The organism is Methylopila jiangsuensis, assembly GCF_027922305.1.
In the GTDB taxonomy this organism is placed as follows: Bacteria; Pseudomonadota; Alphaproteobacteria; order Rhizobiales; family Methylopilaceae; genus Methylopila; species Methylopila jiangsuensis.
The window spans coordinates 316,738-330,832 of the sequence record NZ_BSFK01000005.1; the positions used below are offsets into that span (position 1 = coordinate 316,738).

Sequence of the window (14,095 nt, forward strand, 5' to 3'; positions counted from 1 at the left end):
CCGGTCCTCCGGAAGCACGGAAAGGGGGAGCGCCGCCGCCGACGGGGGCATCGGCGACGGCGCAGGGTCAGACGTTCTCCTTGGTGAAGTCGACCCTTGGCGGGAAGAACTGCACGATGTCCTTAGCCGGAATGGCGTGCAGCATCTCGATCTTGCCGTCCTGAACCTTGCTCATCTTGAAGTCGATGATCGCCTTGTGATCCTCGGCGCGGATCGTCTTGGCGCCCTGCGGATGCGCGAGCGATTCCTCGACGCTCATGCCCTCGAGCGCCTTGATGACCTCGGGCGTGTCCTTCTTGGTTCGCCAGCCGCTCTTCTCGACCGCCTCCTTGATGAAGAACACGGCCTCCCACGTCGCCCAGTAATGGCTGCCGGCGATGATGCGGTTGGAGCCTTCTTCCTGGCCGTTCACCGGGTCCACCTTCATCAGCTCCCGGATCTTCCGGTTGTACTCCGTGTCCTGATGCTTGAGCTGGCGCGGGAGGTATTCGAGCAGGTGCGCGCCTTCGGACGCGCCGCCGAGGTCGGCCGGGGAGATCGCCTCGTGGCCGCAGATCACCGAATAGAGCTTCGTGCGCTTGTTCACGCCCATGGAGTTGGCCTGCGTGTAGAACGCCACCGACTGCGAGCCGAAGAACAGCGAGTAGAGCACCTCGGTGTTCTCCGGCACCTTCGCGAGGTACGGCAGCATGTCCTTGGCGTCGAGCGGCACGGCGATCGGCGGGTTCACCGTCGCGCCGATGCTCTCCAGGACCTTCTTGTGCTCGTTGAAGTGGCTCCATCCCCAGCCGTAGTCGGCGAAGATGAAGGTCCAGGTCTTGCCGAGCTGCTCCGCGGCCCACTTGGCGCCCGCTGCGGCCTGGGAGTAGGTGTCGGAGCCCGTGCGGAACACATAGCGGTTGCCGGAGGAGCCGGTCATCTCCTCCGCCATGCCGTTCGGGATATAGAGCGTCTTGAGCTCCTTCGCGATCGGGCAGGTGGCGAGGTTGACGCCCGAATGCACCGCGCCGATGACGAAGTCAGCCTTGGAGCGCTGGACCAGCGAGCGGAACTTCCGGGCGCCGCTCGGAGGGTTGCTCTCGGAATCCTCGGCGACGTACTTGATCTCACGCCCGGCGACGCCGCCGTTGGCGTTGATGTGGTCCACCGCGGCCCTGGCCGACTTGTCGAGCCAGTATCCCCAGGAGGAGATGCCGCCGGTGAGGTCCGCCTGATGGCCGATGACGATGGGATCGGACGACGAGGCCGCGGTCGCGATCCCGCTCATCAGATTGAGGGTCGGCAGCGACGCGCCGCCGGCGAGCGCGAGCTGCAGAAAACTGCGACGCGACGTGGTCATGGGTGTGGTCCTTCGGTTCCGATTCCGCTCTCAGCGCAGGGCCACGCCGAGATAGCGATGCACGATGTTCTGGTCGTTCTTCAGGGCCTCCGCCGGCCCCTCGAAGCAGATCTCGCCCTTCTCCATGATGTAGATGCGGTCGCAGATTTCGATGGCGGTCTTGATGTTCTGCTCCACGAGAAGGACGGAGATGCCGGTCTTGTTGATCTCCCTGATCTGGCGGCGGATCTGGGCGACGAGCTTGGGCATGATGCCTTCGGTCGGTTCGTCGAACAGGATCATCTTGGGATTCATCACCAGACAGCGGGCGATCGCGAGCTGCTGCTGCTCGCCGCCGGAGAGCGTCCCCGCGAGCTGGGTCAGGCGCTCCTTCAGCCGCGGGAAGCGGGCGAAGATGTCGGACAGCCCCTCCGCCGGCGGGTCCTTGGCGAGGCCGAGGCAGAGGTTTTCGTAGACCGTCAGCTTCGGGAACAGCCGGCGGCCCTGCGGGACGATGCCGAGCCCGAGAGGCGCCACCCTGAACGGGTCCACGCCGTCGAGCGGCGCGCCGTCGAAGGTGACGTGGCCCGACGCCGAGGGCATCAGGCGCATGATCGCCTTCATGGTGGTGGTCTTGCCGACGCCGTTGCGGCCGAGCAGGCCGACGGCCTCGCCGGGCTTCACGTGCAGGTTCACCCCCCGCAGGACGTGGCTCTTGCCGTAGTAGGCGTGGAGGTCTTCAACCTTCAGCATCGTCGTCCTCCGGCACGCCCAGATAGACGTCCTGCACGCGGGGATCGGCCGCGATCTCGGCCGGCGTGCCCTGTCGGAGCACGGTTCCCTGGTTCATCACGGTGATCGTGTCGGCGATGTCGAAGACGACCTCCATGTCGTGTTCGATCAGCACCACGTCGACGGTCTTGGCGAGCTCGCGCACGGTCGCCACCGTGCGGTCGGTCTCCTCCGGGCTCATGCCCGCGACCGGCTCGTCGAGCAGCAGCAGCCTGGGCTCGGTCGCCAGCGCGATGGCGATCTCGAGCAGCGCCTGGTCGCCATAGGAGAGGTTGCCGGCGAGGTCGTCGCGGTGGCGGGCAACGCCCGCGCGCTCCATCACCTCGTCCACCTTCCTGGCCGTCGCGGCGTAGCTGTGGGCCGGGCGGAACGGGTTCAGGAAGCGCGACCGGCTCTGGGCGGCGATCCAGACGTTGTCGTGGACCGAGAGGCCGTTGAACACGCTCTTCACCTGCAGCGTGCGGGCGACGCCGAGCCGGCTGATCTTGTGCGTCGGCAGGCCCGTGACGTCCTCGCCGAGAAAGCGGACGGTTCCCTTGTCCGCCCGCAGGAAGCCGGAGATCAGGTTGAAGAATGTGGTCTTGCCGGCGCCGTTCGGCCCGATGATGGCGTGAAGCTCCTTGCCCGGAAGGGTCAGGTCGACCCCGTTGACCGCGGTGAGGCCGCCGAAGCTCTTGGTCAGGCCGCGAATTTCCATGACGTTGGTCATCGGCCTCACTCGCTGCGCGGAGGTGCGGAAGGGGTGGGCTTGAGGCGGCGGACGGCGTCCTCGATGAGGCCGGCGAAGCCGCGGGGCGCGAAGGTCACCATCAGGATGACGATCACGCCGAGCACCATCAGGTAGTGCTCCCAGATCGAGGAGATCTCCTCGCGCAGCACGATCAGCGCGGCGGTCCCGATCAGCGGGCCAAACAGCGTTCCGGCGCCGCCGACGATGGTCCAGATCACGCCTTCGCCGGAGACCGTCCAGTACATGTACTGGGCGGAGGCGTAGCGGGAGAACAGGGCGAACAGTGCCCCGCCCATGCCCGCCAGGAAGCCGGCCATGACGAAGGCGGCGTAGCGCAGCCAGAAGGCGTCGAGGCCGATGAGCCCGGCGCGCGGGGCGTTCTCGCGCACGGCCTTGAGGCCGTAGCCGAAGGGGCTGCGCAGCACGACCCACATCGCGCCGTAGCACAGGCCCACGAAGAACAGGACGAACAGATACTGCGTGGCCTGGTCGAACAGGTCGAGCTCGACGCCGCCGAGCGAGAAGAACGGCGGCAGGCTCAGCGACAGGCCGTCGTCGCCGCCGGTCAGGTCCTTCGCTCCGACGGTCAGGAGGTATAGGATGAGCCCGAAGACGATGGTGATGATGCTGAAGTAGTGCCAGGTGAGGCGGACCGCGAAGATCCCGGCGACCGCGGCCATGGCGGTGGCGGCCGTGACGCCGAGCCCCATGGAGCCCCAGAACCCGAGCCCGAAATGCTGCAGCCCGAAGGCGACCCCATAGGCGCCGACGCCGAAATACAGCGCCTGACCGAAGGACAACAGGCCCGCGTAGCCGTAGAGCAGGTTCACGCTTGCGGCGAACAGGCTCCAGATCAGGATTTCGGCGGCGATGTCGACCCAGTAGTCCTCGACCAGCGCCGGCAGCCACCATGGCACGGCGGCGACCAAAAGAAGGACGGCGGCGAAGATCGCCAGGCGTCCGGGTGAGAGGACGTCCGAACTCATCGGGAGAACCTGATGCTTAGGATGCGGATGGCGCCGCCCCACAGCCCGTCGGGCATGAAGCGGACGAGGACGAGCAGCAGGATCCCCACGAGGATCATGAAGTGCTCGTAGTAGCGGGAGAGGTGCTCGGCCGCGGTGAGATAGACCGCCGTGCCCACGAAGGGGCCGATAAGCGTGCCCAGTCCGCCGAGCGCGGCCATGACGACGGCGCGGCCGGAGTAGGTCCAGTCGAAGAACTCGAGATTGCTGTAGCGGGACAGCATCAGATAGAGGACGCCCGCGAAGCCTGCGAAGCCGGCGGCCGCCACGAACATCAGCCAGCGCAGCAGCCGCACGTCGTAGCCGAGCATGGCGGCCTTGGTCTCGTTCTCGCGCACGGCCTTGAGCGCGAGGCCGAAGGGCGAGCGGATCAGCAGCATGGCGAGCAGGCATGCGCCGAGCACCAGGGTCGCGGTCGCGAGGAACGCGGACATCTCGTCGGCGTAGTCGATGGTGAGCGCGCCGAGCGGCAGCGTGGGCGCCTCAGGCAGCGAGCGCGTCACGTAGGGACCGGCGATCCAGCGCCAGTGGCCGGATGCGAGGATGGTCGACACCAGCACCGACAGGATGATGGTGACGATCAGGGTGTGGTGCTGGCGCACCCGCGTGGCGATGAAGCCGGTGGGGATCGCGAAGGCGAGCGCTGCGCCGACGCCGGCCACGACCGGCGCCCAGCCCGAGAGGCCGTAGGCGAAGACGGCGACGTTGTAGCCCCAGCAGCCCGCGCCGAAGTAGAGCGCCTGGGCGAAGGACAGCATGCCGCCGACGCCGAACACCAGCGAAACCGAGAGCGCGAACACGCCCCAGACCAGGATTTCGGCCAGGAAGGAGCGCTGGAAGTCCTCGAGCCAGACGCCGTAGCCGATCACCGCGGCGAAGAGGCCGAGCAGCCCGCCGACCGCCCAGCGCGTCGAGGAGAAGGAGCCGCCCGTCATGGCCGATCCTCCCGCCCCGTCCTCAGCGCCGGGCCGGAGCGAACAGGCCGTTCGGACGCACCAGCAGCACCACGCTCATCACGACGAGCGAGACGATGCGGGCGGTGGTCGGCTCGGCGAAGGCGGAGACCAGACCCTCCATCACGGCGAGCAGCACGGCCGCGGCCGCCGTGCCCGGCAGGTTGCCGAGGCCGCCGATGATCACGGCGATGAAGCAGAGCGGCAGCACGTCGAGGCCGAGCCGGAACTCCACCGAGGTGATCGGCGCCGCCACCACGCCGCCGAGCATCGCCATCGCCGCGCCGATGCCGAAGGTGAACATGAAGATGCGGTCGGCCGGCACGCCCATGGCGATCGCCATCTCGCGATCCTGCCGCACGGCGCGCATCCAGGTGCCGAGTTTGGTGCGCCGCAGGAACAGGAAGAAGCCGGCGATCGCGAGCGCCGCGATCAGCGCCGCCAGCAGCCGGTAGGCCTCGTACTGGAAGCCGAACAGCTCCACCGTCACGCCGAGCGGGTCCATCAGGCGCTTGGGCGTGGTGCCGAAGGTGGCGCGGACGCCCTCCTGCAGGATGAGGGACAGGCCGAAGGAGGCGACGATGGACAGCGCCGGCGAGTTCTCGACCGGACGCATGACGCCGCGCTCGATCAGGCAGCCGGCCGCGAAGCCGATCAGCGGCACCAGCACGAAGGCGATCCAGAAGTTGCCGGTGACGTCGACCGTGGTCCACGCCAGGACCGCGCCGATCATGAACAGATCGCCATGAGCGATGTTGATGAAGTCGAGAAGTCCGAAGATGATCGAAAGGCCGAGAGCGATCAGGGCGATGATCAAGCCCCATGCCAGGCCGTTCAACAGCAGAACGCCGATCAGATCGTACACGACGACTTCACCTTTCGGGTCTGGCCTTAACTTTAACCAGTTTCAGCCTAAATTATGGGCATAAAATTTGCTGCCTCATGTTTGACCAGAGGACCGGAAAAGATCGGCGGGCACAACAGGCCAAAACGTCAATCCGCTGTGCATTTTTGCGCATGCGAACGACCGGTCTGAACGACGAAAGCCGCCGCACATGCCGTGCGGCGGCTTTCGGGACGATCGGACGTTCCGGCTATGGGCCTCATTCAGGCCCTGAGCGATCGTTGCGACGTCTGCAGGCCCGGCGAAGTCGTCGACCGCGAGGCGAACGCATCGGCTTGCGATGCGCCTCTGCGAGCCTCGACCGCGCCGTCGCCGGTTCCTTCCTCGTCAGAGAAGGAAAATCGGAAAACTCTCGTTCAAACTGGAGAAAATCTCGAATAAACATCTGAATATCGAGGGACGTCGGCTCTGAATTGCTTATCGCGCGCCTGCATCAGATCCCGGCGCCGCTGGATCCGCTGCCGATCGGCGCGTCAAATTCCGTCAGATAGCGGTGATCGTCCCGGAACATGTTTGTTATCTTCCTGGTGACGGCCCGAACGCGACCTGTGTACTCCAGGTCCTCATGGGTGCTCAGGTAGATGTCGCGCATCACGATGACGTCGTCGTGGAGCAGGGGAATGAGATCGGACCTCGTCTTCGCCGAGAACAGCGGCAGCAGCGCGATGCCCGCTCCGGCGGCGACCGCGCACTGCTGTCCGTGAAGCGAGGTGGAGCGGAACACCACGTTCGTGGGCTCCAGCACGTCGTTCAGCCAGTGCACCGGACTGATGAACACGAGATCCTCGACGTAGTCGACGAAGGCGTGATCGGCGAGCTCGGCCCGCCCGCCCGGCGTTCCGTGGCGATCGAGATAGCTTTGGGCGGCGTAGAGCGCGAGCCGGAACGCGCCGATCTTTCGCACCGAAAGCCGCTGGCCGGCGAGCGGGACGAACGAGACCGACACGTCCGCCTCCCGCTTGGTCAGGTTGATGAGGTGGCGTTCGGTGACGAGCTCCACCATGAGGCCGGGTTCGTCGACGGCGAGCTGGGCGAAGCGCCCCGCGAGATAGAAGGCGCCGATCCCCTCCATCGTCGCGACCCGCACCCGGCCCGTCGGCGCGCTCGGGGCGGCGCTGACCGACTCCTGGATCGCGAGCGTGTCCTGCTCGATCCGCTCGGCGATGGCGAGCAGCTGGTGGCCCTTTTCGGTCAGCAGGAAGCCGTCGGGCTTCCGGTCGAAGAGCTTCACCGAAAGGCTCTTCTCCAGCTCGAAAATCCGCCGGCTGACCGTGGTGTGGTCCACCTTCAGCCGGCGCGCGGCGGGCATGAGGCGTCCGCGCCGGGCAAGCTCCAGAAAATAGACGAGGTCGTTCCAGTTGAACACGCTGTGGTTCCGTCCGTCCGGACACGGGAATCTGCGGCGCCGGAACGATCATAGCCGCGGCGGGGCGGGCTGTCGCGGGAGGGCGCGGGACGCGCCGGGGATCGCCGCACACGCCTTTGCAGCAATTCCGCGTTCCCTGCGCGCAGGAGCGCCGTCAGCATCGGCGCGCAGCTTGGCGGAGAACAGGGAGTTTCGCGCGCACATGACATCCTATCCGAAGTTCAAGGCGGCCGCCGCGCACCTTGCGCCCGTCTTCCACGACACGGCGAAGACCGTCGACAAGGCGTGCTCCGTGATCGCCGAGGCCGCGCGCGACGGCGTGGCTCTTCTGGCCTTTCCCGAGAGCTTCATTCCGGGCTTCCCGCTCTGGTCGGGCGTCGTCGCGCCAACCGACAGCAACGACTTCTTCTGCCAGCTCGCCGCTCAGGCCATCCGGATCGACGGCCCGGAGATGGCGAGGGTCCGGGCCGCCACCCGCGACCACGGCCTCTACGTCTCGCTCGGCTTCACCGAAGGCACCGCCACGAGCGTCGGCTGCCTGTGGAACGCGAACGTGCTGATCGGCCCGGACGGTTCGATCCTGAACCACCATCGCAAGCTGATGCCGACCTTCTATGAGAAGCTGGTCTGGGCGCATGGCGACGGCGGCGGGCTGCGGGTGTCGGAGACGGAGCTCGGCCGGATCGGGATGCTGATCTGCGGCGAAAACACCAATCCGCTCGCGCGCTTCTCCCTCATGGCCCAGGGCGAGCAGGTGCACATCTCCACCTATCCGCCGCTGTTCCCCACCAAGCCGCTCGGCTCGAACGCGAACTACGATCTCGAGCAGGCCATCCGAATCCGCGCCGGCGCGCATTCGTTCGAGGCGAAGGTGTTCAACATCGTCTCGTCCGGTTTCTACGACGAAACCACGCGCAAGGCGTTCGAACCGCTGGGCAAGCACGCTCTCGCGGCCCTTGAAGAGGCGTCGCCGTCGGTGTCGCTGATCCTTGATCCGTCCGGCAACGTCGTAAGCGAGGTGCTCTCGACGGCGGAGGGGCTGGTGACGGCTGAGATCGACACCAGCCTGGCGGTGGAGCCGAAGCGCGTTCACGACCTTGTCGGGTACTACAACCGTTTTGACGTGTTCGGCCTGACGCTCAATCGCGCAGCGAACCGACCGATCACCTTCACCGGCCCCGAGCCGGTCGTCGACGCGCCGCCCCTGGACGCCTGACGCTTCCGGTTTCCGGTCTGGGCCTCACCCAAACGGCGTCTGGTCGCGCATCAACCTGGGCGCTCTTACGGCGGCCTCCGGGAGCCGTCGGAGCGGCGTCAGCCGAAGAATGAAACTGCACACAGCCGCCGCATGTTCGGGAGCTTGCCCTTCTCCCCAAGGACATCATCGCGCCTTGGCGCAAAGCCGCGTCCCGATCGAAGTGCAATATCGCCAACCGGAAGCGCTGGCCGCCGCGATCGCTCGCGGCGGCCCCTTTTTAAGGTCCATGAGCCGGCGATCGTCATGCGGGCCGGCTGCGCCGTCGTTGACCCGTCGCCGAAGAGGCCACGTCCGCTTCTGTGAAGAGACATCTTGGCGCCGCTGAAAAGGAAATCAGCGCGGCGAGGAGTGAGCGGCGGAGGCGTTTAAGCTCGCGCGCCTTCGCCATCACGGCCTCCCTGCAGGGGGGGGATTTGTCGCCCTTTTCGTTGCCCGCATAGGCGACGAGCCAAGAAGAAAAGCAGTCAAGCGCTTGAGTTGTAATGGTGGGCCCGGAGGGATTCGAACCCCCAACCAAACCGTTATGAGCGGTCGGCTCTAACCGTTGAGCTACAGGCCCGGCGCGGAACGTCATAGGCCGTTCCGCGGAGCTTCGCCACCGGGGAGTGCGCGGCCGCGCCATTTGCGCGCGACGCGACCGGGGAGGAGCGAAGGAGCCGCCCTCGTTCACGCGCGAACCCGGGAGCGTTCGAGAGCGACGGCGCGCGCGGTTTCCAGGTCTCCCCGGCCTCAGGGCCGGCGCTCGCCGTCGCGGGCGGCCCGATGTGGGCCGCGCCGACACGGGCGGGCGTTCAGTCGATGGAGACCGCCACGAAGCGCACGTCGCCGGCCTTGTTGGCGAGCAGCAGCAGCGCGGACTTCTTGTTGTCCTTCTTCAGCGCCTCGATGCGGCGGGCCACGTCCGCGGGAGAGGAGATCGCCTCCTGCGCCACCTCCACCAGCAGGTCGCCGGCCTGGATGCCCTTCTCCTCCGCCTTGGAGCCTTCCTTCACCTCGGTGATCACCACGCCCTTGGCGTCCGGCTTCAGGCCGAACTGGGCCTTCAGATCGTCGGTGACGGGCGCGAGCGTCAGGCCGAGCGCCTCGGTGGTCTTGGGGGTCTCGGCCGTGTCGTCGCCCTTGGCGGCGGCGGTCTTCGGCGCTTCGGCCTCTTCCAGCCGGCCGACGGTGAGCTTCAAGGTCTCCTCCTTGCCCTTGCGCACCACCTTGACCTCGACCTCCCGGTCGATGGGCGTGTCGGCCACGATGCGCGGCAGCTCGCGCACGTCCTTCACCGGCTTGCCGTCGAAGCCCACGATCACGTCGCCCACCTGAACGCCGCCCTTCTCGGCCGGACCGTCGTCGTTGACGCCGGCGATCAGCGCGCCCTTGTTGGCGCCCTTCACGCCCAGGCTGTCGGCGATGTCGTCGGTGACCTCCTGGATGCGGACGCCGATCCAGCCGCGCCGGGTCTCGCCGTACTTCAGCAGCTGCTCCACCACCGGGCCGGCCGTGGAGGCCGGCACCGAGAAGCCGATGCCGATGGAGCCGCCCGAGGGCGAGATGATGGCGGTGTTGATGCCCACCACGTCGCCGTCGGTGTTGAACAGCGGGCCGCCGGAATTGCCGCGGTTGATGGCGGCGTCGGTCTGGATGAAGTTGTCGTAAGGCCCGGAGTTGATGTTGCGCTTGCGCGCCGAGACGATGCCGGCGGAGACCGAGCCGCCGAGGCCGAACGGGTTGCCGATGGCGAGCACCCAGTCGCCCACCCGGAGCTTGTCGGAATCGCCGAACTTCACCGCCTTCAGCGGCTTGGGCGGCTTCACGCGCAGCACCGCGAGGTCGGTCTTCGCGTCCTTGCCGACCAGTTCGGCCACCAGCTTGGAGCCGTCGTTGAAGTTGACCGTGATCTCGTCCGCGCCGTCGATGACGTGGTTGTTGGTCACCACGATGCCGGCGGGATCGACCACGAAGCCGGAGCCGAGCGAGCTCTGCTTGCGGGCGCGGGGCTGCTGGGCGCCGGGGCCCTTGTTGAAGAACTCGTCGAAGAACTCCTCGAACGGCGACCCTTCGGGCAGCTTCGGCTTCGGCACCGATTTCTCCGCCGCAGGCGCGTTCTGGGAGGTGGAGATGTTCACCACCGCGTCGAGAAGGCCCTCCGCCAGATCCGCGAAGCTCTCGGGCGCCGGCCGGGCCAGCGCCGGGGCGGGGAGGGCGAGCGGCGAGAAGGCGACAGCGGCCGCGAGCGCCACGGCCGCGGCGCCGCGCGCCCGGCTCGCGACGGCGGACGGGCGGGACGGGGACTTGCTCATGGACGCTCCTTCAAGGGGCCGATCGCCAGGCTGCGCGCCTCGGCGCGGGCCGCGACTTTACACGACAGAGGTGAGGCGAAAAGAGGACCGGGCGCGCCGGCTCACTCCCGCGCCAGCCGCGCCTTCAGCTTGCGGAAGGCCAGCGTCTTGAGCGCGACCTCCGAGCCGCCGGCGGGGCCGACCACCACCACCTCCACGCCGGTGTCGGCGTGGATCGCGGCGCAGCGCATGGCGTTGCCCACGGTCACGACCTCATAGAGCACGTCGCCTGTGGGCTCGCCGTCCTTCGCGGCCATGGGGGAGGGCCGTTCCGGGCGTCAGCGCGCCATCGCCAGCTCGCCGGTGCCGTCGAGGCCGTAGATGTCCTCGCGGAACTGCACCGCGCCGTCCGCGCCGCCCCAGCCGGAGATGTAGCGCCAGTAGACCTGCACGTAGGGCTGCAGGTTGATGTCCACCCGCTGCCCGGACTTGATCGCGGCGTCGATGGCGCGGCGGTCCCAGCCCGGCTGGTTCTGGGCGAGCCAGCCCACCAGCTCGCGCACGTTCTGGACGCGGACGCAGCCGGAGGAATGGAAGCGGGCGTTCTCGCCGAACAGGTTCTTGGACGGCGTATCGTGCATGTACACGCCGTCCTTGTTCGGCATGTTGATGCGCACGGAGCCCATGGAGTTGTCCTCGCCGGGATCCTGGCGATACATGTACTGCGTCGCCTCCATGGTGTTCCAGTTCACGGCCTCGGGCGGGATCTCCTGGCCCTGCTGGGTGATGATGCGGATGTTCTTCTTCGTCAGGTACTGCGGGTCCTTCTGCATCATCGGAATGAGGTCCTTCCGGATGATGGAGGCGGGCACGGTCCAGAACGGGTTGAAGTTCACCTGCTGGATCTTGGCGTCGAGCACCGGCGAGGCGCGGTCCACCTTGCCGACGACGGCGGTGTAGCGGGCCTGGACCTGGCCGTTGTCCACGGCCTCGATCTCGGCCGCGGGAATGTTCACCAGCACGTAGCGGCCGGTGGCGGCCACGTTCGCCATGGTGCGGATGCGCACGAGGTTGGTCTCGAGCTGCCGCAGCCGGGTCTCGGCGGGAATGTTGAGCGACTGCATGGTGTCGTCGCCCACCACGCCGACCGGGATCAGGCCGTGCCGGGCCTGGAAGCGCTTCACCGCGCCCTCCACATAGGAGTCGAACACCGGCGACATGGGCAGGTTCGGGTCGAGGTCGTTGGTGGCGGCGAGGCGCTGGCGCAGCGCGATCACCCGCTCGCCGCGGGAGCCGAGCTTCAGCCGCTCGCCGGCCGGCACCCGGTTCCAGCCGCCGCGCTGGACGATGGCGCTGTAGTCCTGGATCGCGAGTTCGGTGCGCTGGGCGGTCTCGGCCGAGAGCGTCGGGGTGCGGGAGCCGGAGGTGCGCGTCACGCCGGAGGACGAGGCGTCGAAGCGGTCTTTCCATTCGGCCTGGCTGTCGAAGGACAGCATCATCTCCTGCGCGGAGGCGCTGGTCGCCAGCGCGCCCGCCGCGGCGCCGAAGCCAAGCCGCAGCGCCCCGCGCCGCGACACGCCGAGATTCCAAGACCGTTCCGTCACGACCGTCCGCTCCAGTGCCGTCAAGACCGTCCTTCGCTGCGTCTCAGAGGGGGAGACGGGCGAAGCTCACATGCGAGAGCGCCACAGCCATGGTTAAGGAACCTTGAGCCCGACCCTCGCGGCGTTGAACGAAGCGGAAACGGACGACGTCGGGAGCATCACCACCCCGTTACCGCCGAAACGCGACGGTCCCCTCCGTTCCCAAGGCTTTCGCCCATGGATTCGAGAAGCCACCGGTTTGAGGCGGAACGATGTCGGTTTGGGCTTGCGCGAAGCGATCACGCGCATGTTGATGCGCGGGCGCCTCAGCGCGAGACGGGAGCGAACGGCCGTGCCGCATTACTTCGCCTATGGCGCCAACATGTGCCGCAGCTCCATGGCGCGCCGTTGCCCGACCGCGGAGCCGGTAGGCCCTGCGCGCCTGAAAGGCTGGCGCTTCGCCATCTCCCGCGACGGTTACGCCACGGTGCTGCGGGAGCCGGCCGCCGTCACACATGGCGTGCTGTGGCGGCTGACGGAGGCGGACCTGCGCGCGCTCGACGCCTTCGAGCGGGTCGCCATGGGGCTCTACCGCCGGGAGCGGCTGCGGGTGTCGGGCCCGGAGGGCGGGCAGGCCGCCATCGTCTATGTCTCCCGCCATGTGGCGCCAGGGATCGCGGTGGCGGGCTACATGAGCGAGATGGTGATCCCGGCGGCCGTCGCATGGGGGCTGCCGGCGCCCTATCTGGCGGAGCTCCGGCGATTCGCGGCCGGCGCCCGGGGCGGCCCGGCGGCTCAGGGAGGGTTTCGATGACGGACGTCGCGGTGGAGATCATCGTCACCGGCAGGGTGCAGGGCGTGGGCTACCGCGCCTGGGCGCAGGCCAACGCCACGTCGCAGGGGCTGCGGGGCCTTGTGCGCAACCGCAAGGACGGTTCGGTGCAGGCCCTGCTTGCGGGACCGAAGGAGCGCATCGAGGCCTTCGCGGCCGCCTGCCGCGCCGGTCCGACGCTCGCCAGGGTGGAGAACGTGACGGTGAAGGAGATCGACCCGTCCGACGTTCCGGAGGGCGCGGGCGTGGTCATCGGCGAAACGGCGTGAGCGGACGCCGAGGGTTCAGATCGGACGCGGCGGCTCCGACTCCACCCCCGCCGTCGGTCCGAACACCTCCTCGAACCTGTCGCGCAGGGCCATGTCCACGTCCGTCATGGCGACCACGCGGCCGAGATCGGCGAGGCTGGTGACGCCGTGGCCGCGCACGCCGCAGGGCACGATGCCGCCGTAGTGCGACAGGTCCGGCTCCACGTTGAGGCTGATCCCGTGCAGCGTCACCCAGCGCTTCACCCGAACGCCGATGGCGGCGATCTTGTCCTCGGCGCCGAGGCCGCGCTCGGGCCGGCGCACCCAGACGCCGACCCGGTCCTCCCGCCGCTCGCCGGCGACGTTGAACCGGTCGAGCGTCGCGATCAGCCACTCTTCAAGCGCCGCCACATAGGCCCGGAGGTCCGGGCCGCGGCGTTTCAGGTCCAGCATCACATAGGCGATGCGCTGGCCGGGGCCGTGGTAGGTGTATTGCCCGCCCCGCCCCGTGGCGAACACCGGCAGACGGTCCGGCGCCACGAGGTCTTCCGCGCGGGCGCTGGTGCCTGCGGTGTAGAGCGGCGGATGCTCCAGCAGCCAGACCAGTTCGGGCGCGGCGCCGTCGGCGATGGCCGCGGCGCGGGCCTCCATGGCGGCGACCGCTTCAGGGTAGGGGACCGCCACGTCGGAGACGAGCCAGTCCACGGGAGCCGAGCCTGCGGGAGCGGGCAGGCGGGCGGCGAGCGCCGCGCGGGGACGGTCATTCATCAGCGCGCCTTCCGCCGGTCAACCGGCCCTTAACCATAGCGTGTTCGA

Annotated in this window: 14 protein-coding genes and 1 tRNA gene; 3 read left to right on the forward strand and 12 right to left on the reverse strand. The window is 68.1% G+C overall.

Annotation, left to right across the window (positions count from 1 at the left end; translation table 11 throughout):
* Positions 1-67: 67 nt before the first annotated feature.
* The 7 genes from PKE85_RS03020 to PKE85_RS03050 form a co-directional block, all read right to left on the reverse strand.
* Positions 68-1,339 (reverse strand): ABC transporter substrate-binding protein, encoded by a 1,272-nt coding sequence (locus tag PKE85_RS03020; protein ID WP_271203307.1) that lies wholly within the window; start codon positions 1,337-1,339, stop codon positions 68-70.
* A gap of 30 nt (positions 1,340-1,369) precedes the next feature.
* Positions 1,370-2,071, reverse strand: a complete 702-nt coding sequence (locus PKE85_RS03025) for an ABC transporter ATP-binding protein (protein ID WP_271203308.1) — start codon at positions 2,069-2,071, stop codon at positions 1,370-1,372.
* Positions 2,058-2,819, reverse strand: a complete 762-nt coding sequence (locus PKE85_RS03030; RefSeq protein ID WP_271203309.1) for an ABC transporter ATP-binding protein — start codon at positions 2,817-2,819, stop codon at positions 2,058-2,060. The genes PKE85_RS03025 and PKE85_RS03030 overlap by 14 nt, the downstream gene beginning before the upstream one ends.
* Positions 2,820-2,824: 5 nt before the next feature.
* Complete coding sequence (locus tag PKE85_RS03035) at positions 2,825-3,826, reverse strand: branched-chain amino acid ABC transporter permease (RefSeq protein ID WP_271203310.1); 1,002 nt, start codon at positions 3,824-3,826, stop codon at positions 2,825-2,827.
* Positions 3,823-4,800, reverse strand: coding sequence for a branched-chain amino acid ABC transporter permease (locus PKE85_RS03040; protein WP_271203311.1), 978 nt, complete (start codon positions 4,798-4,800; stop codon positions 3,823-3,825). Before PKE85_RS03040 ends, PKE85_RS03035 begins: the two co-directional genes overlap by 4 nt.
* Before the next feature lie 22 nt (positions 4,801-4,822).
* Positions 4,823-5,683, reverse strand: a complete 861-nt coding sequence (locus tag PKE85_RS03045; protein WP_271203312.1) for a branched-chain amino acid ABC transporter permease — start codon at positions 5,681-5,683, stop codon at positions 4,823-4,825.
* Positions 5,684-6,155: 472 nt separating this feature from the next.
* On the reverse strand, positions 6,156-7,088 hold the full coding sequence (locus tag PKE85_RS03050) for a LysR family transcriptional regulator (protein ID WP_271203313.1): 933 nt from the start codon (positions 7,086-7,088) through the stop codon (positions 6,156-6,158).
* Between the two features lie 202 nt (positions 7,089-7,290).
* Here PKE85_RS03050 and PKE85_RS03055 point away from each other — a divergent pair, with 202 nt between their 5' ends.
* Entirely contained in the window at positions 7,291-8,304 is a 1,014-nt protein-coding gene (locus tag PKE85_RS03055; protein ID WP_271203314.1) for a carbon-nitrogen hydrolase family protein, read from the forward strand.
* A 525-nt stretch (positions 8,305-8,829) separates the two neighbouring features.
* Here the strand turns inward: PKE85_RS03055 and PKE85_RS03060 are convergent.
* The 4 genes from PKE85_RS03060 to PKE85_RS03075 all read right to left on the reverse strand — a co-directional run bounded on the left by PKE85_RS03060 (position 8,830) and on the right by PKE85_RS03075 (position 12,220).
* Positions 8,830-8,905 (reverse strand) — tRNA-Ile (locus PKE85_RS03060).
* Between the two features lie 232 nt (positions 8,906-9,137).
* Positions 9,138-10,637, reverse strand: a complete 1,500-nt coding sequence (locus PKE85_RS03065) for a Do family serine endopeptidase (RefSeq protein ID WP_271203315.1) — start codon at positions 10,635-10,637, stop codon at positions 9,138-9,140.
* Positions 10,638-10,738: 101 nt separating this feature from the next.
* Positions 10,739-10,933, reverse strand: a complete 195-nt coding sequence (locus PKE85_RS03070) for a DUF6898 family protein (RefSeq protein ID WP_271203316.1) — start codon at positions 10,931-10,933, stop codon at positions 10,739-10,741.
* 21 nt (positions 10,934-10,954) lie between these two features.
* Positions 10,955-12,220 (reverse strand): L,D-transpeptidase family protein, encoded by a 1,266-nt coding sequence (locus PKE85_RS03075; protein WP_271203317.1) that lies wholly within the window; start codon positions 12,218-12,220, stop codon positions 10,955-10,957.
* Between the two features lie 331 nt (positions 12,221-12,551).
* Here PKE85_RS03075 and PKE85_RS03080 point away from each other — a divergent pair, with 331 nt between their 5' ends.
* Complete coding sequence (locus PKE85_RS03080) at positions 12,552-13,013, forward strand: gamma-glutamylcyclotransferase family protein (RefSeq protein ID WP_271203318.1); 462 nt, start codon at positions 12,552-12,554, stop codon at positions 13,011-13,013.
* Complete coding sequence (locus tag PKE85_RS03085) at positions 13,010-13,300, forward strand: acylphosphatase (protein WP_271203319.1); 291 nt, start codon at positions 13,010-13,012, stop codon at positions 13,298-13,300. The genes PKE85_RS03080 and PKE85_RS03085 overlap by 4 nt, the downstream gene beginning before the upstream one ends.
* Positions 13,301-13,315: 15 nt before the next feature.
* Here the strand turns inward: PKE85_RS03085 and lipB are convergent, their stop codons facing one another.
* Entirely contained in the window at positions 13,316-14,047 is a 732-nt protein-coding gene (gene lipB / locus PKE85_RS03090; protein ID WP_271203320.1) for a lipoyl(octanoyl) transferase LipB, read from the reverse strand.
* Between the last annotated feature and the right edge of the window lie 48 nt (positions 14,048-14,095).